Genomic DNA, 20,535 nt, shown 5'->3' with positions numbered 1-20,535 from the left:
ATCATGCTATTTTTATTTAGCCTTCTCTATATCTATCCATTATCTCACTAAATATATCTCCAATATTTGGAGGAGTGTAGGTTATTGCATTTGCACCTGCTTCTATAGTTCTTGTAATAGTACTTTCTTTATTGCCACCGGTTGCAATTATAGGAACTGTTTTACTTATTTTTCTTATTTCCTCAACTATCTGAGGTGTTCTAGATGCTCCAGAAACATTTAATATATCGGCGCCTGCTTCTAATCTAGCGTATATATCCTCATTTTCCGATACAACTGTTACAACAACGGGTATATCAATGTTTCTCTTTAATGCTTTTATTATTTCATTTGGAGTTGGCTTGTTAACAACTACACCAACAGCCCCTTGAGCTTCTGCATGATTTGCTAAATTTACAACCCTATCCCCTGTTGTTAATCCGCCGCCTACACCGCAAAAGACAGGCATATCCGACGCCAGCATTATAGATTGTGTTATAACCAGTTGTGGGGTAAAGGGATAAACGGCAATAACAGCATCTGCATTGGTATTTTTAATTATAGCAACATCGGTGCTAAATAAGATGGATTTAATTCTTCTTCCAAATATCTTAATACCACTGGCATTTGCAATGCATTGGGGAAGTTCAAGATATTTACTTCTCAAAACCCCTTTTATCTCAGGTACATACTTCTGCTTCTTAGCAAAATTTTCCATATCTTAATTCCCCCTTTTAAAATGTTGCACCCTTTTTATAATACTAACAAGCTATTCAGTTTTTTTCAATATTTATTTTTCACATCATTATTCGGTTAATTGGAATCCTACTATCCCAGTTACATATCTCGCAAAAGAAAACATGCATACATTCATTTCTAGTTGCTCCATCCAACCGTTCTGTAATATCCCTATCTAAATATGGACTATAATCATCAAAGTAATCTTGAATTACACCATAATCCTTCATAACATTACCACAGCTATGGCATTTAACAATATAACTAGCCAAACAATTGCATACGGGACAAACAGACTCCATAATTTTCCTCCTTACCAACTAGACTTTTTAACTCCAGGTATTTGTCCTTTATATGCCAAGTCTCTAAAGCAAATTCTACATATTCCAAATTTACGCAATACTGCATGTGGACGTCCACAAATGTTACAACGGGTATACTCTCTTGTTTTATATTTAGCCTTTCGTTGTTGTTTAATTATTAATGCTTTTCTCGCCATATGCAACCTCCTTAAATTTTGTAATTTTATTATTTGCATATCGGCCTTTTTCCATCCTTTACTCTTAATAAAGAGCTTAGCACTACTTTTTATCTAAAACCAACTTGTTGTTAACTTCAATTAAAAAATCAAGAACCTCTTTAACATGACCCTTCAAATTTACCTTTCTAAATTCCTTAACTAACATTCCTTCTTTGTTTATTATGAAGGTAGATCTTTCTGTACCTACAACCTCTTTACCAAACATCTTTTTAGGCTTTAGTACACCATACAAATTAAGAACTTCCTTTGATTCATCACTCAAAAGCTGGTAGGGTAAATTTAATTTTTCCTTAAATTTGGCATGACTTTTGATACTATCTTTACTAATACCAAAAATTATTGTATCTAATGCTTTAAATTTTTCATAATGATCTCTGAACTCAGAGGCTTCACTTGCTCAACCAGGTGTATTGTCCTTTGGATAGAAGAACAAAATAACATTACTTTTCCCTTTGAAATCTTTAAGTGAGATCATTTCTTCGTTCGTAGATTTTGCCTGAAAATCAGGGGCAATTTCGCCAATTACTGGCTTGTCCATTTTATCACCTCGTAATATTATTATTTCTAGGGCCTACAGGGTCGTCCCCCTATGTTGTTTACCACATAGATTCTTCACTAAGTTCAGAATGACACAAAACTAACCACATTCAACATTCCATTTTTATGCTCTTAATTCTCAATTTTCAACTCTCAACTCTTAACTCTTAACTCTCAATTCTCAATTTTCAATTTTCAATTTCTCTTTATCTCTCAACTCTTAACTCTCAACTCTTAATGATTTTCTACTTACTATATTTATCTAATAGATCATCCAAGGCTTCCCTTAACAAAAACTCCTCTGTTTTATCAGTTTTTCTCGAAAGTACAAGTAACCTCTCTAGCTGTGTTTTTGTATAATAATTTGATCTAGTAATCATATTCTCATCTGCAGCGAGACAAACTCGATTTTTCCCTTCACGTTTTGCTCTAAAAAGAGCACTATCAGCAGCTCTGAATAGTTCAACAGCATTTCTTGCATGCTTCGGGTAATTAGCTAAACCACCACTAATCTTAATATCAATATCAGCTTTCTTCTCACCTAATTGAAAGGTGTGCTTATCTAAATATTTTCTTATTTCCTCAACCATGATAAAGGTGGTTTCAATCGAGGTATTATCGAATAAGATATTAAACTCATCCTTATTGCTACGACATACCATATCATTTGACAAAATATTATGCTTTAATATAGATGCAATTTTCTTAATAACCTCGTCTCCTACTATCTCTCCATAATAGGTATTGACTGTTTCAAAGTTATCTATATCTATTGTAGCAAGTGTAAAGCTTTCGGTACCACATGCTATCTTATTTTCTATTTCTTTTATAAAATCATCCTTGTGTAGTATTCCATCAATATTATTTATCAAGCAAATCCGCCCCCTTTGGATTTTGGTTATCTACCAGTATATTTTTCTATTTGACATATTTATATGTACCCACATTAATCATTTATTCACATCCATAATAATCTAATTATTGATCTAATTCAACTAATTATTAAATTAACATAGGTAATAAAGCCTTTTGAATTCGAATAATTATTGAATATGAAAAAAATTATGGGGTGATAGTTTGAAAAAGACTTCATTTGTATTAGGTATTATTTTATTAACCTTCATAAACTTTATAGTTAGGTCCCTTGGATTTATTTATAGAATAGTTCTCTCAAGGATGATTGGTCCTCAAGCTATTGGTTTGTATCAGTTGGTATTTCCTTTCTTGATGGTGTTAATAACTATACCAACAGCAGGTATACCAATTGCAGTATCCAAGCTTGTAGCAAAAGAAAACTCCCTTAATAATAGAAAGGGGATTTATAGGATACTATCAATTTCACTTATTATTGGTGGGGGAATTTCATTATTACTAACCGTTTTAGTTTCTTTAAATACAAATTTTATTGTTACAAGCATACTTAAAAATAATGATTTGCATCTACCAATTATTTGGGTTACTCCAGCCATCAGCTTAATTGCATTTTCCAGTATATTAAGAGGCTATTTTTATGGTCTTAAGGATTTAAAGCCTGCTGCAACAGCTCAAATCTTAGAACAGCTTACCCGCATTGGGTTTGTATTGGCATATCTCATTTACAAGAGACCTACTCACCCTATAACAATGGCTACAATTGCAATAATTGGAGTTTCAATTGGTGAATTTTTTGGACTCCTTTACTTAATCGTAAGCTTTAATCTTAAAAAGCTTTTAAATAGAAAGCTATCTTTAGGTATTATTGATAATTCACCCGTGAATATCTTTAAAGACATCATGTATATTTCAGTTCCAATTACAATTAGTAGACTCTTATCAGTTTTTATGCAAACCATTAACTCTATATTAATACCTCATCGTTTAGTGGTAGCAGGATATTCTTCAGTAGCTGCAATTGAAATTTTTGGTAAAATATCTGGTATGGCAATGCCCCTTCTTTTTCTCCCTTTTACTGTTACCAGTGCTCTTGTTATTAATGTAATACCTAATATATCCGAACAAATTGCTGTAAATAATCTAAAGGATGTATCCTACAAGTCAAATCTTGCACTAAAAATCACTCTATTAGTTGCGATTCCAATTACGTTAATTTATACAATCTTAGGTAAGGAGCTGGCTGGCTTAGTATATCATCAAAAAGATGTTGGTATATATTTACAAATAATTAGCTATTCAACCTTATTCATGTGTATGCAGCATACTCTTTCTGGGATTCTTCACGGCTTAGGTAAGCAGGTAATTACAACCATAAATTTTCTATTGGGTATGATAATTCAGCTTTATTGCACATATTTTTTAGTGCCCAATCCGCGTTATGGTATTAATGGATTTTTTATTGGCTTTATCATGTCATCTTTTGTCATTTTTGTGTTGCATCTCATTACACTACATCGTTTTATTCCTCTTAAGCTACCTCTTCTTCAAAGTGTCATTAAACCTTTAATTTGCTCCTTGATAATGATTGGTACTATGATTTTTATAAAAAATATAGAAGCCTTCACTAATCCAAACATTAAGGGAGCTACAGTTTTTGTTGCAGGAGGACTCGTTTATATTATATCTCTTGCATTAACAAAAACAATAGATATTGAAGCATTTTTAAAGGCTATAAAGGGATAGCATTTTTTGCTATCCTTTAAAAAATTCCCTCACCTCATTTATGTCACTGGTATTTAGTACATCAATTGCCTCAAGCCACCCTTTTCTAGCTACTCCAATACCATAAAAAATATGATCTAATCCTTCAATCTTATGGGCATCTGGCTCAATAACCAGCCTTACTCCCTGTTCTTTAGCATATCTACACATCCGCCAATCTAAATCTAATCGATGGGGGTTGCTATTTATCTCAATTGCAACCTTGTTCTCTGCACATGCATTAATTATCTTTTTTAAATCTAGCCCATAACCATTTCTTGAAAGCAGTAGTCTACCTGTCACATGCCCTAATATTTTTAAATGCTTATTTTTTATAGCCCGAAGCATTCTTTCCGTCATTAAATCACCATCTATATTGAAGCTGGAATGAATTGATCCAATAACATAATCAAAGGATTCCAAAGTATTTTCATCATAATCTAAAGATCCATCCAGTAAAATATCAGATTCAATTCCCTTTAGAATAGTAATATTAGAATATTTTACTCTTAGATTATTAATTTCCTCATGCTGTCTAACTATATCCTGCTCCTTAAGGCCACCAGCGTAAATGGCGCTTTTACTATGGTCAGATATGCCTATATACTTAAATCCCTTATCAATGGCTGCTTTAACCAGTTCTTCAATAGTATTTTTACCATCACTGTAATTACTATGAACATGAAATACTCCCTTTATTAAATCTAAATCTACTAATTTGGGAATATCGTTTAATTCGGCTGCCTCTATTTCTCCATTATTCTCCCTAATTTCAGGTGGAATATATTGTAGCTTAAGAATATTATAAATATCCTCTTCACTTCCTACATAAACCTTCTCTTCACCGTTGAATAATCCGTATTCATTAATTTTGTATCCCATCTGCTTTCCTCTATGTCTTAGGGCAGTATTGTGCTCTTTACTGCCTGTAAAATGCTGTAAAGCATTAGGAAAAGCTTCATCATTGACTATCCGCATATCTACGTTCATTCCTACATCTAAAGTAATACTACATTTTGTTATCCCTCTCCCTGTCACCCTTGCAACACCTTCAAGGTTGGTGAAGTAATCCATTATATAATCTATATTGTTTTCTTCACAGCTAACGATTAAGTCAATATCCTTAATAACCTCTTTAAATCTTCTTATGCTACCAGCCAGGCTTATTCGTTGCACCTGTGGAAGTTCCTTAAGTTGCTCATATATATAGGTGCCGTAATTAAGTCCTGTCGATATCAAGAATTGATTCTTATAGTTTTTATAATTCTCAATACCCTCTAAAATTTTCTTTTGAGTTTTCTCACCAAAGCCTTTAATGCTAACTAAACGATTCTGAAGGCACGCATCCTCCAATTCATCAACAGCCTTTATTCCTAGGTCCTTGTATAAAACACTAATCTTTTTAGGACCAACCCCTGGTATTCTTAACATTTCCAGTAATCCAGGGGGAGTAGATTCCTTTAATTCATCATAAAAGGCCAGCTTACCCGTAGTAACCAGCTCTGTAATTTTTTCTACAAGTGCTTTACCAACTCCTTTTACTTCCTGGAGTCTATTCTCCTTAATCAGTTGATTTAAATCCTCCTCCAGCATCTCGACTGTTCTAGCCCCATTATAGTATGCTCTTACTTTAAATGGATTCTCTCCCTTTAGCTCAAGGAGGGTACCTATTTCCTCAAGAATTATACTAATTTCATTTTTATCCATAAATACACCGTCCTTTAGAGTTAGTACATAGAATTATAATACCTACATAGCTATGTTTTTAAACTTATTTTGCTTATTTTCTTGTAATTTTAAAAAAATAGAGCTATCTTTAGATAGCCCTGAGGTTGTTGAAAAAGTCAACAATATCCAGACTGATGAAAAAGCCACAGATTCGAGGCGCTAGAAAACCTAGCGACTGCAGCGTATACGTAATACGTAAGGGTGCTGGGTTTTTGCAGCAACGAAGAAGATGGGGGTTTTTCATCAGTCTGAGAGCTATCTTTAGATAGCCCTCATATTATTCTCATTACTTATTACTCATTACTTCTATACTGTCTCCAGCTTTAACAGTTCCACCCTTAATAACCTTAGTAAAAATTCCTTCCTTTGGCATAACACAATCTCCTACTGTATGAAAAATTGCACACCTAGTATGACATTCTTTTCCTATTTGAGTTACTTCTTGTATTGTATCCCCGATCTTTAGCTGTGTTCCAACTGGCAGCTCATATAAACAAATACCTTCTGTTGTAATGTTTTCTGCAAATCTACCAGGAGATAAATCTTTTACTCCCATATCCTTTATCTTTTCAATACTTTCTTGAGCCAACAAGCTTACCTGCCTATGCCAGTCACCTCCATGGGAATCTTCCTTTAATCCAAAATCAATTAAAAATTCTCCCTTATCTATCGGGTCTTTAGGAATCCCCTTTTCACTGCTGATATTGATTGAAACAACCTTTGCCATCTATTACTCCTCCTTAAAGTATAATAATTTCACCGATCCTATCGGTTTTATAACCACCCAAAGCTTCAATTTTTTTGATGTATTCAGTATTTTTTAATGTTTCAAGTAAACTTAATATTTTTACATCCTTTAAAGCTTCTTGTGTAACCAGTAAATCATAATCCTCCCAAGCAATAGGAATAAAGTCAAGACCCATTGCTTTAGCGGCTGAGTATATTCCCAAACCACAATCAGCTGTACCTCCTGCAATGGCAGCTGCTACAGCCATATGAGTAGTCATTTCCCTCTCATATCCTTGTATTTGTGAGCTTTCTATTTCTTCTTTACTTAAGTGATAATCTAATAAAACTCTTGTACCAGCACCCCTTTGACGATTAACAAAGGTGACTTCTGGTCGCTGAAGGTCCTTAATTCCCTTTATCCCTTTAGGATTTCCCCCCTTAAGCATTAAGCCCTGACTTCTACCCACAAACTTAATTAATGCAATTTGCTGATCGTTTAAGTATCGCTTTACATATGCTTCATTATAGTTACCAGAAACTGTGTCTAATAGATGAACAGGTGCAATGTGGCACTCTCCTTTTTTCATAGCCATTATACCACCTAAGCTGCCAACATGGGCTGAAGAAAGATATATATTATTATGATTATAGTGTAGCTGGTCACTTAGCAAATCCATAACTAAGTCATGGCTTCCAATTGATACAATAGTATTTTGAATCTCGTTGGTTGATTTTAAAAGTTGTACTTCTACCTCTGTACCACCTTCATATCCTTCAGACTGCTGTGGTATCACCAACACACCATCTGCCCTTACCAAAGACATTGTTACTCCAGCGCCTCTTTCTAAAGGTGTAGCAATCATTTTATCATTAACTAACCCCAGCTTGATACGAATATACTCTTCATATTTCAAGGATGAAACCACTCTTCTCGAAAGATAAGCTCTTAATGTTGTGGGCTGCTGTAGTGGTCTATGATTAAGTTTTGCTACTAAAGGCTTAACAAAGAACTCAAAGGTAAAATATGCCGATACTGGATACCCAGGTATGCCAACCACAGGTTTTCCCTTTACAATGGCTAAAATAACAGGCTTACCAGGTTTTGTTGCCACTCCATGTATAACAACTTCACCAATTTCTCTTAATACATCAACGGTATAATCTTTAGATCCGGCTGATGATCCTGCATTTACTACTACAAGCTGGTTTTCTTCAACAGCCTTTAGGACCTGCTCTTTAATTAGATTATATTCGTCAACCACCACTGGATAACGTTTAGGAATAGCTTGATACTGTTTAATCATTGCAGCAAACATACTGGCATTTGATTCAATTATTTTTCCGGCTGTCATCTCCTCAGAGACATCAATAATTTCTGAACCAGTAGGAATAATTCCTACCCTAGGCAATTTATATACTTCAACTTCTTTAATTTGTCCAGCAAGTAATGCTCCAATATCAACAGGTCTTATTTGATGATTTGCAGAAATAATCAACTCACCCTCAACAATATCCTCACCTATAGGCCTTATATGCTGCCAAAGATTTGCCGATTCATATATTTCTATCCAGTCCTTATCGATTTCTACAATATCTTCAATCATAATAACTGCATCATAGGGCTCTTTAATATGACCCCCTGTATTAATAAATTCAAAGCCACTATTCCTTTTTAGCCTCAAGGGGTTTATTTCAGTTGCACCATAGGTTTCAGCTGCAACAACTGCAACTCCATCCATTGCTGCAGCATTATAATTTGGTGATGATTTTCGTGCAAAAATTGGGCTAACCGATACCTTGTCTAAGGATTCTCTTACAGGAACAACTTCAGTCTCTGAGTTTAAGTTTAATATATCAACTCGAGAAAAATATGTTTCTTGGGCTTCCTTAAGTGGAATATTAGTGAGATATATATTTCTTTTTTCCTTCATTACAATAGCCCCCTCCTAGAATATGTATACTTTAACTGATTCTCCCTTATGTAACCCTTCTTGATTTTTTTCGATTTTTATATATCCTTTGGATTTTGTCATCATTGTTAACATTCCTGATTTCCCATGAATAGGATATACCACATTTTTCTCCTTTTCCTGGGAAATATCCACCATTATATAGTGTTCTTTACCAGCAGCCGATGGAATATTTACAGCTAATTCACCAACTATATAGGTTTGCTTAATAGATACCTGTTGAAGGTTTCTTATAAAATTACTCACTAATATATGATAAATAACCAAAGCAGAAACTGGCTGTCCTGGTAGTCCAAATACAGGTGTTTCCCCTATTTTTCCAACTATAGTTGGCTTACCTGGTTTAACAGCAAGCCCATGGATAAAGACACCAGGCTGACCCAATTGATTTATTGCATCCTTAGTTATATCACGTGTGCCCATTGAGCTACCACCAGAAATAAGAATTATATCGCTTATTTCTAGCAGCTCTTTTATTTTTTGTGTTAAAAGCTCTAACTGATCCTGCACAACTGCTCTAGCTGATATTTGACAACCATCCTTTATTGCAGCAGCTGCTAAACTATATGTATTCATATCTCTAACTTGTCCTAATTTAAGGTTGTCTTCTGGACCAACAATTTCATCACCTGTAGAAATAATTCCTATCCTTAGCTTCTGATATACCTTTACTTTGCTAAAGCCCATACCAGCAAGAATTCCAATATCCTGACTTCTTAGCAAATGTCCTTTAGTCAAGACCCTATCGCCCGCCTTTATGTCATCCCCTTTGCGCAAACAATTTTCTAGGGGAGCAACTGGTTTCTGTATACATATTGTTTTATCATCCAATAGTTCTGTATATTCCACCATTACCACGCCATCACTGCCTTCAGGGAGCATACCACCAGTTGGTACATAGCAGCATTCTCCAGATCTAATGCTTTTTATTGCAGACTTGCCCATCTCCACTTCTCCAATTATGTTCAAAAACCCAGGTAACCCTTCGCTGGCTCCCACCGTTTCCTTTGCTATAACCGCATATCCATCTACGGTGGAGCGATTAAATTCTGGTACATTAATGGGTGAAATAATATCATCTGCCAGCACTCTATCTGCAGCCTCCATCAGAGTAACCTCTTCTATTTCAAGCGAGGAATTTTTAAAGACATTTTCAATTTTCTCCTTTGCTTCCTCAATTGATAAGGTATTGAATAATTCCATTAGACTACCTCCTCTGTTATCTATTATTATTGCATTAATTAATTAACAGCATGCTATGTTAAGCTTAACCCTTTATTTTACATTATAAAAAGCTAACCCTAAAGGTTAGCTTTAACTACAGTATTAGTATACGAAGTAAAGAAATTTCCTTTCCAAGGGTGGGAGGTAAATAAATTTCTTTATTTACCCATTGGTGAAAAATCATAGCCTTCCTTAGCTTTGCTTTAGATTGTTTCACTCGGAAATTTATAAGTATTTTATTTTATCATAATGTTAACATATATTTTTTTATAATTCAATTATTTAAAATATTTATAAAAAAAAGGAACAGACTGTCTGCTCCTTTACCTTATTATCTTTCACCTAGTTGGAAATATGTTAATTCAATAGCAGTTGACTTGCAACGTGGATGGTCACAAGCACTAACCATAAGGTTAGAGGGAGGAATATGAGGAGTCTGCTATATAAATTAATAATTAATTATCCCTATAAGTGAAGCGTCTAGGTCAATTGCTAATATATTTTAAGACGCAATTACCATTATTAACTCTTCCTTTAACTCCTTAAACTGACTTAACCATTGTTGTCTTTCTTCTTTTAAGGTTTTAACTATATTTTTGTATTCTATTTCGGTATAGTATTGCTTTGGTTCATACTTACTTAGGTCTAACCCATTCACCTCTTCAGGCACCATATATCCCCAGTCCTCATCCTGCTTCCATGTTATGCCATCCTTTGCGATTTGCTTCATAATTTCAGTGGATATTTTTATGGTAATCTTTTCTCCCTTGAAATTCACATTAGCCCCTACACTGCCAGTATTAAGAAGATAACACTCCATATCTGGATTGTTTTTCATTATTTCCCAAATTCTATGACCTTCTTCACTCTCAGGTCCAGTTATAAAGGGGTTTGTTCCTACACATCTTTTAGATTGTCCTGCCTTGGTAGGATCACCAGCAGATGTTTCTATGGATTCACCCAGCATAAAATAGGTAGCTGCCTGTTTTGCTGTTAGCTTAGCTACAGGTGGAATAATATCATTTCTACGTGTAATAAAGACCATTTTATTAGCCTTCTTCAAGTCAATGCTGTTATCTGTATTTTCAATTTCTTTTCTTAAAACAACACCTCGACCATTGGAGGTAAGCTCAGTGTTATCAAAATCTATATGCCCTTCATTATCAATCATTACATTTTCAAATATGGTGGTAGGGTGGATTGCTGCTTTATATAGAACTTCTTGAGATTCATCTAAGCCTTCAGTTTTAATAAAGAAGCCATCTTCACTTCCATAGCAGCTTCCTGTCTCATCCATAAAAACCACATCATCTTGCCTTACTATTGCAGTTTCTTCACCCGTTAAGCCATGATCGTGGATAGTTAATGTTGTTTTTCCTGTTCCACTAAGACCAAAAAGTAAAAATCCAACCTCCTGCAGTTTTCCGTCTTTATCCTTTACCTTAAGAACTTTACTTCCAGCGTGAAGACCTAACCCATTATTCTTTTTAACTTCATACATAGCCATTCTTAAAAAGGATTTCTTTGCTTCCCCAAAATAATCTGTTCCAAGTATATAAGTAACCTTTTGGATTGGGTCAGCAATAATAATTCTCTCAGGCCACTCAGGAATATAAATACTTATAAAATCAGGATCATTTGTTTTGTTTGGCTCAAGCAAAGTATTATTCCACATATGGGCAATTCTTGCATACTCTTGTGTAATATATAAACGACAGTGGAAATTGAATTTACTACTCATTCCCATTTGTCTATCTAGCTGTATTATATTCTTATCCTTTAAGTAATCTAAAACTTCATCTTTTATCTCATCTGCCTTCATCCTAGAAATTCCTCTTTGTGCTACACCTAATGGAATATCGTCCACTATAAAGGATTGACCTGCACTTCTATTTCTTATTTTAGATACATAAGCTGCACTTTCATATTTAGTAGTTTGTTCATGATGCTCTGCCAGCTTCCTTAATTCCTCCACCGTTGGATTCACAATCACCTTTTTTGCAACAATTCTATTCATTTGCACATCCGTCACCTCGGTCTGATTTTTTTTGAAAGCATTAAGTATGTCTCATTTCATTTATTAGTATAGCACATATCTCATATTATTCAACTATAATTATCCATCAATTTATTACTTTTTAGTAATTTTTTTAAATATTATATATTCTCGATATATTGTATATCAGATATAAAGGCATTAAAGATAAATAAATGAACTATTTTATTAAAAAAAGAACCCTTAATGGGTTCTCAGGTTGATGACAAAGTCATCAAAATGCAGACTGATCAAAAAACCGCAGATTCAAGATGCAAGAAAACCTAGCGACTGCAGCGTATACGTAATACGTAAGGGTGCTAGGTTTTCGAAGCAACGAAGAAGATGGGGGTTTTTCATCAGTCTAAGAACCCTTAATGGGTTCTTTTGGCTATACATTCCTGTACAATTATATCTATCTGATCTTCCTTTAAAGTTTCCTTTAATAACAGTTGGTTTGCTATATCATTTACCAAGTCTATATTATCATTAATCAACTGTTTTGTTTCATTATATAATGTTTCCATGCTTTGGTTGCATTCCTTTACTAAATTACCATCAGCAGTTTGCTGCCCTAGAAGCATTTCGTAATTAAGCATTCCCATTTTTTCACTCATTCCAAAATGTTTGATCATCATCATTAGAGTTTCTGTAGCTTTTTGAATATCATTACTTGCACCTGTAGTAATATTGTCTTTACCGAAGATAATCTCTTCTACTACTCGTCCTGCCAATGATATTTTAATATTATTTAACATGTCCATCTTTGTGTGGAACATCTTATCTGGAGGAATATTCATGCTAAACCCTCCCGCTCCCTTGGTGCTTGGTATAATAGTAACCTTTGTCACCTTATTTTGTGGAGCCAATAGCTTAGTTGCAACGGTATGCCCGGCCTCATGGAAGGCTGTAATTTTACGATCCTGATGAGCTATTTGACTTCTATCCTTCTTTTCTTCTCCTGCAATTACAGTATAAAAGGCTTTATCAATATGAGTATCAGATATACTTTCAGCGTTTTCCCTTGCTGCATAAATAGCTGCTTCATTCATCAAGCTTTCCAGCTTGGCACCACTAAAGTATACTGTTTGCTGAGCCAGTTGGCTCAAATCAATGGTTGGTGCTATTGGTCTATTCTCAGTATAAAGCTTTAATATTTCCTTACGAGCTTTAAAGTCTGGTAAACCTACTTCAATTTGTCTATCAAATCTTCCAGGTCTTAGTAGGGCATCATCTAAGGTATCTACACGGTTAGTAGCTGCCAATATAATAATCCCTTCACTTCCTTTAAACCCAGACATTTCAGTAAGAAGAGCATTTAATGTTCTATCAGATTCATCACTGCCCCCTAAACCACCACGATCCCTTTTCTTACCAATAGCATCTATTTCATCTATAAATATAACACATTTTCTTTTTTCTCTTGCACTCTTAAATAAGCTTCTAATTCTGGCTGCTCCTAAACCTGCATATATTTGAACAAAGTCAGAGCCTGAAACCGCCATAAAATCTACCTTTGCCTCACTGGCAAGGGCCTTTGCCATTAAAGTTTTACCTGTCCCTGGAGGTCCGTACAAAATAACCCCCTTAGGCATTCTTGCTCCATAGCGTTGATATTTATCAGGATTTTTTAGAAAATCAACTAACTCCATCAAGCTATCTTTAGCTTCATCATTACCAGCTACTGAGCTAAATGTAAGCTGTTGCTCCTTTTCTGTTGAAAACTCAATTGAAGACATTTTATCATATTCTTTGGATGCTTGTCTTCCATTATTACGTGAAAGAAATATAGCTAAGCCTATAAAGACACCAATGAGTATAATAAAGGTAACAACTTGTCCTATTGTGTATTGTTCATTAACCTCAACTACCTCAACAGAATTTATTAATAGCATTTCTTTTAAATTATCAATTCTAGGGTTATCGGTTGTAAATCTTTCGCCATTAATTAGTAGACCCTGTAATTGTGGTCCATCATATAAATATACTTCTGATACTTCCCCTGACTCCACCTTATCTATAAAATCACTATAGGTAATTTTAATTTGATCAGGCCTATTAAAAAAACTATATGCTCCATATATCGCTACACATACCATAATTACTATAACCGTAGCTATAATTAACTTCTTATTCTTTGTTAAGGTTTTCATTCGAAATACCCCCTTCTATTTTGCATCTCAGACTAACCTCTGATTTATTATTTAATTGGTTAGCCTATGTATAATTTTGAGCATACAAACAGAAGCGTGGTTTACATAATATATTAACATAAATTCAAAAAAAAATAAAGCCCTTGGCTTTATTAATTCTTACTTTTCATTTAAATTAATATTAGAGCTAACTTCTTTTTTTGGGGCTAATTTATTTTGATCTAATAATTCTCTTTTTTTCATTTTGCTTATAATTATATCGTAGTTGCCTATTGCTGCAGCAGCTACAAGGAATGAATTAATAATGCTAATATATACATTGCTAATACTAATTCCTGCATATATAAGACGGTTAGCCAGTGTAACAAATATTGCAACAAACAGAGTTATTATCTTTTTATCAAGCCCCTCCGGCATATAGTCTTTAATAAAGTGTGTAATAATGTTGGTAATAAAAACTGCTCCATAGAAAGTAGCTAAAAAGTCAGCAGTAACCCAATCTATTTCTGTCATAAGCATACACTCCTACATTAATCAATCAATAATATATTGTATGCCCATACTCCAAAATTGTGTAATGTTTATTATTGTTGCATAAACTCCTTTTTATGTTTAATTAAATGTTGAAAGCTTTGCTCATCAATCAGTCCCTTATCAAGATATCTTTCCAATAACTCAATGAATAGCTGCGATACTTCTATGAGCTCTTCTTTTATTACCTGTAATTCTAATTCCTTATTAAATTCTTCGGTATTTAACATTGATCTTCCCCCTCATTCTAAAGAATAACACTTCTTAAGTAAATATATCCAAGAATTATGTAAAATATTCTGCTATATTGTATAATTTTTACATATTGTTTACCCAGAAGAATAAAATTCCTTAGAATGATATTATTATTGCTTAACAGTTAACGATATGTGAAAGTGATATAACTATTCTATATTGAAAAGTAAAATCCTTCCTAAATTACAAATTTTTTTTAATTAAGGATTTAGTTTTAAATAAATTTTAATTTACAAAAAAATATATTTATAATATAATAATATCTACATGGTAATGATATTGCAAGAATTTATGGGGCATTAGTTCAGCTGGGAGAACGCTTGACTGGCAGTCAAGAGGTCAGCGGTTCAAGTCCGCTATGCTCCACCAATATTGGAAATACAAGAAAGCAGGGTAATTGTACCCTGCTTGTTTTTATGCCTTTCTATAAGTGTAAAGGTAACGCTAAAGTCTTATATTCTATATAGTACTTAGCCTCCTTTGCAATTCCTTAAGATCCATAGGTAGCTCTGCTACTACCTCCAGTTGGTTTTTATATCTAGGTTGATACAGTTTTAAGTATGCAGCGTGTAAAGCTTGTCTCTCTATCATTTGTCCAGCTTCCTCACCATATAGTGTATCCCCTATTATGGGGTGTCCTAAATGATGCAGATGAACACGTATTTGATGGGTTCTACCGGTCAGAAGCTCTACCTCCAGCATGGTAGCATTTTTGAATCTGTTTATCACTTTATATTTTGTAAGGGAATATTGTCCTCGATTATCAACTATTCTTCGAATGGAATCATCAGTTGGCCTATAAATAGGTTCTTCTATTATTCCTTCATCATTATTCACTAACCCTTCCACAAAGGTAATATATTTTTTTTGAATCCTATCTTCTGCCATCATTTGAGAAATCACATGATGGGCATAAGGATTTTTAGCAATAATTAATAGCCCTGAGGTGTCCATATCCAAGCGATTTGCGAAGCGAATTCTGCATTTTTTTCCCTGTTTTTGCAAATAATAAGCAGCAGCATTGGCAATAGTATATTTAGAATGACTTTTTGTTGGATGAGACACAATTCCTGGCTGTTTGTTTATAATAATTACATCAACATCCTCATATACAATACTAAATGGGATGTCTTGAGGTATAAATTGATTTTCTGGCTCCTCCATATCAATAGTTATTATGTCCTTATCTTTAACTATTTCATGGTACTTTGCATAAGAATTGTTTATCAGAATATTTTTTTCCTTTTTAAGCTTTGTTAAAAGTCGACTAGAAAAGTCCATTTTATTTTTAAGGATTTGCTTAATTGGCTTTCCTTCGTCATCCTCTTCTGCTTGGTACACCATAAGGGTTTCAGTCTGCAAATCTTTTATAAGCATTTTTTCACCTCTTTTTCTTTTGCATTGCTATTATATTATGAAATATTTACTATATCAAGAACAAAAGTATTTCATGAGTTTTAAAACAATTAAAAATTGGGAAAGGAATTTTACTAGTTTTATAGAATGTGTATCTGTGGTATATATTAAATAGAGTAGCTTTTTATTAGTATACTCTGAAAACCACTAATAAATTATTTATGTAGGTAAATAAGTCATAATTCAAAAGCATTAAAGGAGAATGGTCATGGATTTCAATAAGATTATTAATATTGTTAATAACGAATCAACATTTTCTGTTGAAACATCCCAATATCTAGAAAACAAGTTGAAAAAGCTAGGTTATCATATTAGTGATGTTTTTGACTATACAGCAGAGCTTACTATTTGTATCGGTGGAGATGGATCTTTTTTGAGAGCACTTCATCAGTATGACTTCCCAGACATTCCAATTGTAGGAATCAATACAGGACACCTTGGATTTTTAGCGGAAATTAATCCTGATGAAATAGATAATTTTTTAGATCGATATATAAAGGAAGATTATTTTATACATAATATAAATCCTATTGAAGCTGTTATTTGCACAAGGACTGATTGTATTAACGCATTTGGTTTAAATGAAATTGTTATTAAAGGTGATAAATCGCGAACAGTTCATCTTGATATTTCTGTAGATGATCAACTTATTCAACGTTTTAGTGGTGATGGAATATTGGTTTCAACCTCAACTGGAAGTACTGCATATAACTACTCTATCGGAGGAAGTATTGTTGATCCTAGGTTAAATGTGCTACAAGTAACTCCACTTGCCCCAATAAATACAAATGCGTATAGGTCCTTTACTTCCAGTGTTATATTACCCCATGAAGCCACTATTAAAGTTAATCCGGAGTATCGCTTTGAAGATGCCATTGTACTTGTAAGTGACGGAATGGAGCATCGATATAACAGTATCACTGAAATCTCCCTCAATTTATCTGAGCTGAATGTTCGAATGCTAAGGTTAAAAGGCTTTGAATTTTGGGGAAAGGTAATTGATAAGTTTTTATAGAAATACCCCTTAGAGGGCAGGATTTATTCCTTATGCCTAAGGGGTATTTTTATAATATTTTACTTAGAAATATTATATAGTATCAAGTAGGTCTTAATTGGTAAATTAAGCTTGGTTTGCAAATAATATAATTCCTTCCAAGAATTTTTTTACATTTATTTTTCCACGATATTTGCTTTTTTCCTTTAAGTATTCCATTTCCATTCGTACTTCTTGAAAATCAAATAATGTATTTGAATAAGTAGAGAAGGTAAAATCTCCATAGTCTTCTAATCCTAGGCTAGCAATATTTCGTAATGCCTTTCCTATTGACCTTCTTACCCTTTGTTCAATTGCTTTTTCGCTACATTCCATTTGATTATAATTATTACAATAGTAATCACATAATAGCTTATATATATCTGAGGTTTTATAAGTTGTTAAGCTCTCATTTTTATGTATTCTATTGTTTGAAAGCATATACACAATCTCAATAATATCTTTACTACCGGCTTCCCCCAGTATTCCCAGTTGAGATAATATAAGTTTAACAGGCTCTTTAATTGATTGCTTAGTGTTGTCCATCATTTGATTATTGTTCATATCCTTTAATAGCTTAAAGGCACTTTCAAAATGTCTCAAGGTTTCTGTTAGCTTATACTTCTCTATTACCTTCTTCATAACCGATTCTACTTCATTTACATTGATGGGTTTATTAATGAAATATTCAATTCCACTTTCGTAGGCTCTAGCTACCATTTCCTTAGAGCTAACCTGAGAAATCATAATAAAGAGCATCTGCTGATTAATTTCCCTCGCTCTTTCAATTAATTCTATACCATCAAGATTTGGAAGCAGCAAGTCAACTATTACTATATTTGGCTTACTTAAAAATATCTTATTTAGGCCATCTTCACCTTCATCGCTTTCACCAATAATATTCCCTAATTTTTTTGAAAGGATAATGTTCTTAAGGATTTGTCTTATACTAATATCATCATCAATAATATAAATATTTAGATCCATAAATCATCCTCCATCAAATATTTTTCATAGGTATCCTTATAGTAAAGACTGTATAGGAATTGATATGATCCTTCTCTTTGGTAAGCTCAATTTTCCCTTTGAATTGATTTACTACAAGATAAGTAACATGTGTTAATCCTATTCCCGAGCTCATCTTACCTGTGCCTTGATCAAATTTTGTAGTAAAGCCCGGCTCAAAAACAATGCTATAGTTATCTGGTAAAATACCTTCTCCATTGTCTTTTACCGTTATCACTAGTTCTTGTCCAACTATTTCGCCCTTAACTATAATAATTCCTTTTATAGGTATTGCTTCAATGGAATTAGTAATAAGATTATTTATGATTGAAATCAGTTCGTATGAGTTGTTTATCATAATATTTTCATTACAAAGGTAATCTATGTTTATATCTTTTTTCATAAGCTGAATGTTCTTCTCGAAGCTAGGTTCAATAATACTAAAAATGTCCTCAAGAAGCATACCTTCATGTGACCCTATTTCTGGCAGCATGTTTTCTAGCCCTGCTGTCAGCCTTAAATAATCCTTCTTTATTTCATGTATATCACGTGCAATTGATAATGCCATAAAGCTAAGTTCATTTTTTTCATCACTATTTTGGATTTTAATATCCTGATATAGTTGATAGCTTTTCTCCATTGCATTTTCTATGTCATCCATAGATTTCTTCAAAAAGAATACTTCTGATTTTAAATTTGATGTTATAAGCACCAATTGCTTATATCTCTCTTCGTGCTGCTCCTTCATTAGAAGCATTTCATAATACTTTACGACTTCAATTATAAGTATAGTAATAAAGCTCCTTATAAATCCAACAAAAAAAACTACTGTGAAATTATGTAAAGATTCCATTCGTATCAGTAATTCGACGATATTTGATAAACCGTCTGACATGGTTAATAATGCAATAAACATAATTTTTTTTTCTTGTAATAATCTATATCCTGAAATGCTTAAGAAAATCCCAAAAAAAGTATAATAAATTATAACTGGATAATGTACTAATACTAAGTCTCCTATTATGCTGGTAGAAGGATTTTGGAGGAATTCAATAAATACTCTAAAAATCAATAAGAATACCCCAGTAAAAAAGGAGGTATGGATAATGCTAAGCTCCTTATACCAAAAAATAAATAACGAAAATGCCACTACACTTAAGGAAAAACGGAAATCACTACTAAAGGGATTTAAATATATCTGTCCCATAAATGTTGTTACAAAACAAATAGTAAGCATTTGCTTTGCTTTAGAGTTGATTTTAATCAAGTAATCCCCCCTCTAATAATGATTATACAATTAATTCTATTATATAATATTTTTGTTATTTTTTAATCAAATTTCATTTATATAAAAATCTTCTGGTATATTTTTAATAATTTTATCTATTAAGCTCATTATAAGTGGAAATAGTGCTACCTTCAGACCATTGCCTATGTTTTTTGCTATTCTTATAAAATACTAATGTTCCATTATTCTTATAATAATGCCACTTACCTTGATTAAGACAATATTCTTCCTTTACCAATAGATCTTCTATTAGCATGTAGTTATTACTAAAATATTCATCGTAAATCTTTGTCAGACTTTCTTCTGATAGCAAGTGCTGGAATGTATCAATGGCCATTGCCTTGAAAACCCACTCCATTTCCGAAGTAATTTTATTCATTCTTGAAATAAAATATTTTCTGTTAACAAAAACATACGTCTCGATATCAGTGGTTGGAATAAACTCCTTATCAATTTCAGTGAAAAAAAACTGATTTACCTCCAACCAACCTTTCTGCTTCATTTTATTGCGAATAGAATTAATAAATCTATTTTTATCAATAGAGCTTACTAGGGTTTCTAAATCTGATTCTTGATAATCGTTAAGTTCAGAAATATTATTTATAATATCCGAGAAAATTTCTTCGTTTATCCACACCCAATTTATTGACTCCATATCAATCAACAAAAGGTCTTCAATACTATAGCCTTCTATTAGCTTTATAAGTTCATTCATCATAAATATCACCTCTTTTTATAA

19 protein-coding genes, 1 tRNA gene and 1 riboswitch are annotated in these 20,535 nt (G+C 33.1%); of the genes, 3 read left to right on the top strand and 17 right to left on the bottom strand.

Annotated features, from left to right (window positions below; genetic code table 11):
* Positions 1-16: 16 nt before the first annotated feature.
* From BLP68_RS03455 to BLP68_RS03435, 5 genes are all read right to left on the bottom strand, one after another.
* Positions 17-697 carry a beta/alpha barrel domain-containing protein gene (locus BLP68_RS03455; protein WP_091540050.1) on the bottom strand — a complete coding sequence of 227 codons (681 nt, stop codon included), beginning with the start codon at positions 695-697 and terminating at the stop codon, positions 17-19.
* A 79-nt stretch (positions 698-776) separates the two neighbouring features.
* Positions 777-1,019: a hypothetical protein gene (locus BLP68_RS03450; RefSeq protein ID WP_091540048.1), complete on the bottom strand. Its 243-nt coding sequence runs from the start codon at positions 1,017-1,019 to the stop codon at positions 777-779.
* Positions 1,020-1,030: 11 nt separating this feature from the next.
* On the bottom strand, positions 1,031-1,216 hold the full coding sequence (locus BLP68_RS03445) for a type Z 30S ribosomal protein S14 (protein WP_091540046.1): 186 nt from the start codon (positions 1,214-1,216) through the stop codon (positions 1,031-1,033).
* Positions 1,217-1,298: 82 nt separating this feature from the next.
* On the bottom strand, positions 1,299-1,796 hold the full coding sequence (locus BLP68_RS03440; protein ID WP_091540044.1) for a peroxiredoxin: 498 nt from the start codon (positions 1,794-1,796) through the stop codon (positions 1,299-1,301).
* A gap of 244 nt (positions 1,797-2,040) precedes the next feature.
* Positions 2,041-2,667, bottom strand: a complete 627-nt coding sequence (locus BLP68_RS03435) for a GGDEF domain-containing protein (RefSeq protein WP_091540042.1) — start codon at positions 2,665-2,667, stop codon at positions 2,041-2,043.
* Between the two features lie 205 nt (positions 2,668-2,872).
* On the opposite strand from BLP68_RS03435, the gene BLP68_RS03430 reads away from it, so the two are divergent.
* A complete protein-coding gene (locus BLP68_RS03430; RefSeq protein ID WP_091540039.1) occupies positions 2,873-4,411 on the top strand; it encodes a putative polysaccharide biosynthesis protein in 1,539 nt (512 codons plus the stop codon).
* A 9-nt stretch (positions 4,412-4,420) separates the two neighbouring features.
* Here BLP68_RS03430 and polX read toward each other — a convergent pair whose 3' ends face one another.
* The 8 genes from polX to BLP68_RS21615 form a co-directional block, all read right to left on the bottom strand.
* A complete protein-coding gene (gene polX / locus BLP68_RS03425; RefSeq protein WP_091540037.1) occupies positions 4,421-6,136 on the bottom strand; it encodes a DNA polymerase/3'-5' exonuclease PolX in 1,716 nt (571 codons plus the stop codon).
* Positions 6,137-6,443: 307 nt separating this feature from the next.
* Complete coding sequence (locus BLP68_RS03420) at positions 6,444-6,884, bottom strand: MOSC domain-containing protein (RefSeq protein ID WP_091540034.1); 441 nt, start codon at positions 6,882-6,884, stop codon at positions 6,444-6,446.
* Positions 6,885-6,897: 13 nt separating this feature from the next.
* Positions 6,898-8,817: a molybdopterin biosynthesis protein gene (locus tag BLP68_RS03415; protein WP_091540028.1), complete on the bottom strand. Its 1,920-nt coding sequence runs from the start codon at positions 8,815-8,817 to the stop codon at positions 6,898-6,900.
* Positions 8,818-8,832: 15 nt separating this feature from the next.
* Positions 8,833-10,059 carry a molybdopterin molybdotransferase MoeA gene (locus tag BLP68_RS03410; protein ID WP_091540026.1) on the bottom strand — a complete coding sequence of 409 codons (1,227 nt, stop codon included), beginning with the start codon at positions 10,057-10,059 and terminating at the stop codon, positions 8,833-8,835.
* Between the two features lie 129 nt (positions 10,060-10,188).
* Positions 10,189-10,315, bottom strand: a riboswitch (molybdenum cofactor riboswitch).
* 267 nt (positions 10,316-10,582) lie between these two features.
* A complete protein-coding gene (locus BLP68_RS03405; protein WP_091540023.1) occupies positions 10,583-12,097 on the bottom strand; it encodes a phosphoenolpyruvate carboxykinase (ATP) in 1,515 nt (504 codons plus the stop codon).
* Positions 12,098-12,489: 392 nt separating this feature from the next.
* Positions 12,490-14,268, bottom strand: coding sequence for an ATP-dependent metallopeptidase FtsH/Yme1/Tma family protein (locus BLP68_RS03400; RefSeq protein WP_091540021.1), 1,779 nt, complete (start codon positions 14,266-14,268; stop codon positions 12,490-12,492).
* Positions 14,269-14,427: 159 nt separating this feature from the next.
* Complete coding sequence (locus BLP68_RS03395; protein ID WP_091540018.1) at positions 14,428-14,781, bottom strand: hypothetical protein; 354 nt, start codon at positions 14,779-14,781, stop codon at positions 14,428-14,430.
* A 71-nt stretch (positions 14,782-14,852) separates the two neighbouring features.
* Positions 14,853-15,029: a hypothetical protein gene (locus tag BLP68_RS21615; protein WP_176758845.1), complete on the bottom strand. Its 177-nt coding sequence runs from the start codon at positions 15,027-15,029 to the stop codon at positions 14,853-14,855.
* 318 nt (positions 15,030-15,347) lie between these two features.
* Here BLP68_RS21615 and BLP68_RS03390 point away from each other — a divergent pair.
* Positions 15,348-15,423: transfer RNA gene (locus BLP68_RS03390), tRNA-Ala, on the top strand.
* A 90-nt stretch (positions 15,424-15,513) separates the two neighbouring features.
* Here BLP68_RS03390 and BLP68_RS03385 read toward each other — a convergent pair.
* Positions 15,514-16,431 (bottom strand): RluA family pseudouridine synthase, encoded by a 918-nt coding sequence (locus tag BLP68_RS03385; RefSeq protein WP_091540016.1) that lies wholly within the window; start codon positions 16,429-16,431, stop codon positions 15,514-15,516.
* Between the two features lie 247 nt (positions 16,432-16,678).
* Between BLP68_RS03385 and BLP68_RS03380 the strand changes: the two genes are divergently transcribed.
* The gene (locus BLP68_RS03380; RefSeq protein ID WP_091540015.1) at positions 16,679-17,485 is read left to right on the top strand and encodes an NAD(+)/NADH kinase; all 807 of its coding nucleotides are present in this window, start codon (positions 16,679-16,681) and stop codon (positions 17,483-17,485) included.
* A gap of 105 nt (positions 17,486-17,590) precedes the next feature.
* On the opposite strand, the gene BLP68_RS03375 is transcribed toward BLP68_RS03380, so the two are convergent.
* The 3 genes from BLP68_RS03375 to BLP68_RS03365 all read right to left on the bottom strand — a co-directional run bounded on the left by BLP68_RS03375 (position 17,591) and on the right by BLP68_RS03365 (position 20,514).
* A complete protein-coding gene (locus tag BLP68_RS03375; protein ID WP_091540012.1) occupies positions 17,591-18,490 on the bottom strand; it encodes a response regulator in 900 nt (299 codons plus the stop codon).
* Between the two features lie 13 nt (positions 18,491-18,503).
* The gene (locus tag BLP68_RS03370) at positions 18,504-19,775 is read right to left on the bottom strand and encodes an ATP-binding protein (protein WP_091540009.1); all 1,272 of its coding nucleotides are present in this window, start codon (positions 19,773-19,775) and stop codon (positions 18,504-18,506) included.
* 112 nt (positions 19,776-19,887) lie between these two features.
* Positions 19,888-20,514, bottom strand: a complete 627-nt coding sequence (locus BLP68_RS03365) for a hypothetical protein (protein ID WP_091540006.1) — start codon at positions 20,512-20,514, stop codon at positions 19,888-19,890.
* Between the last annotated feature and the right edge of the window lie 21 nt (positions 20,515-20,535).

The organism is Alkaliphilus peptidifermentans DSM 18978 (assembly GCF_900101495.1).
GTDB classification, from domain to species: domain Bacteria; phylum Bacillota; class Clostridia; order Peptostreptococcales; family Natronincolaceae; genus Alkaliphilus_C; species Alkaliphilus_C peptidifermentans.
Note: the sequence above shows the minus strand (reverse complement) of the source record. Positions and strands in the feature narration are given on the sequence as shown.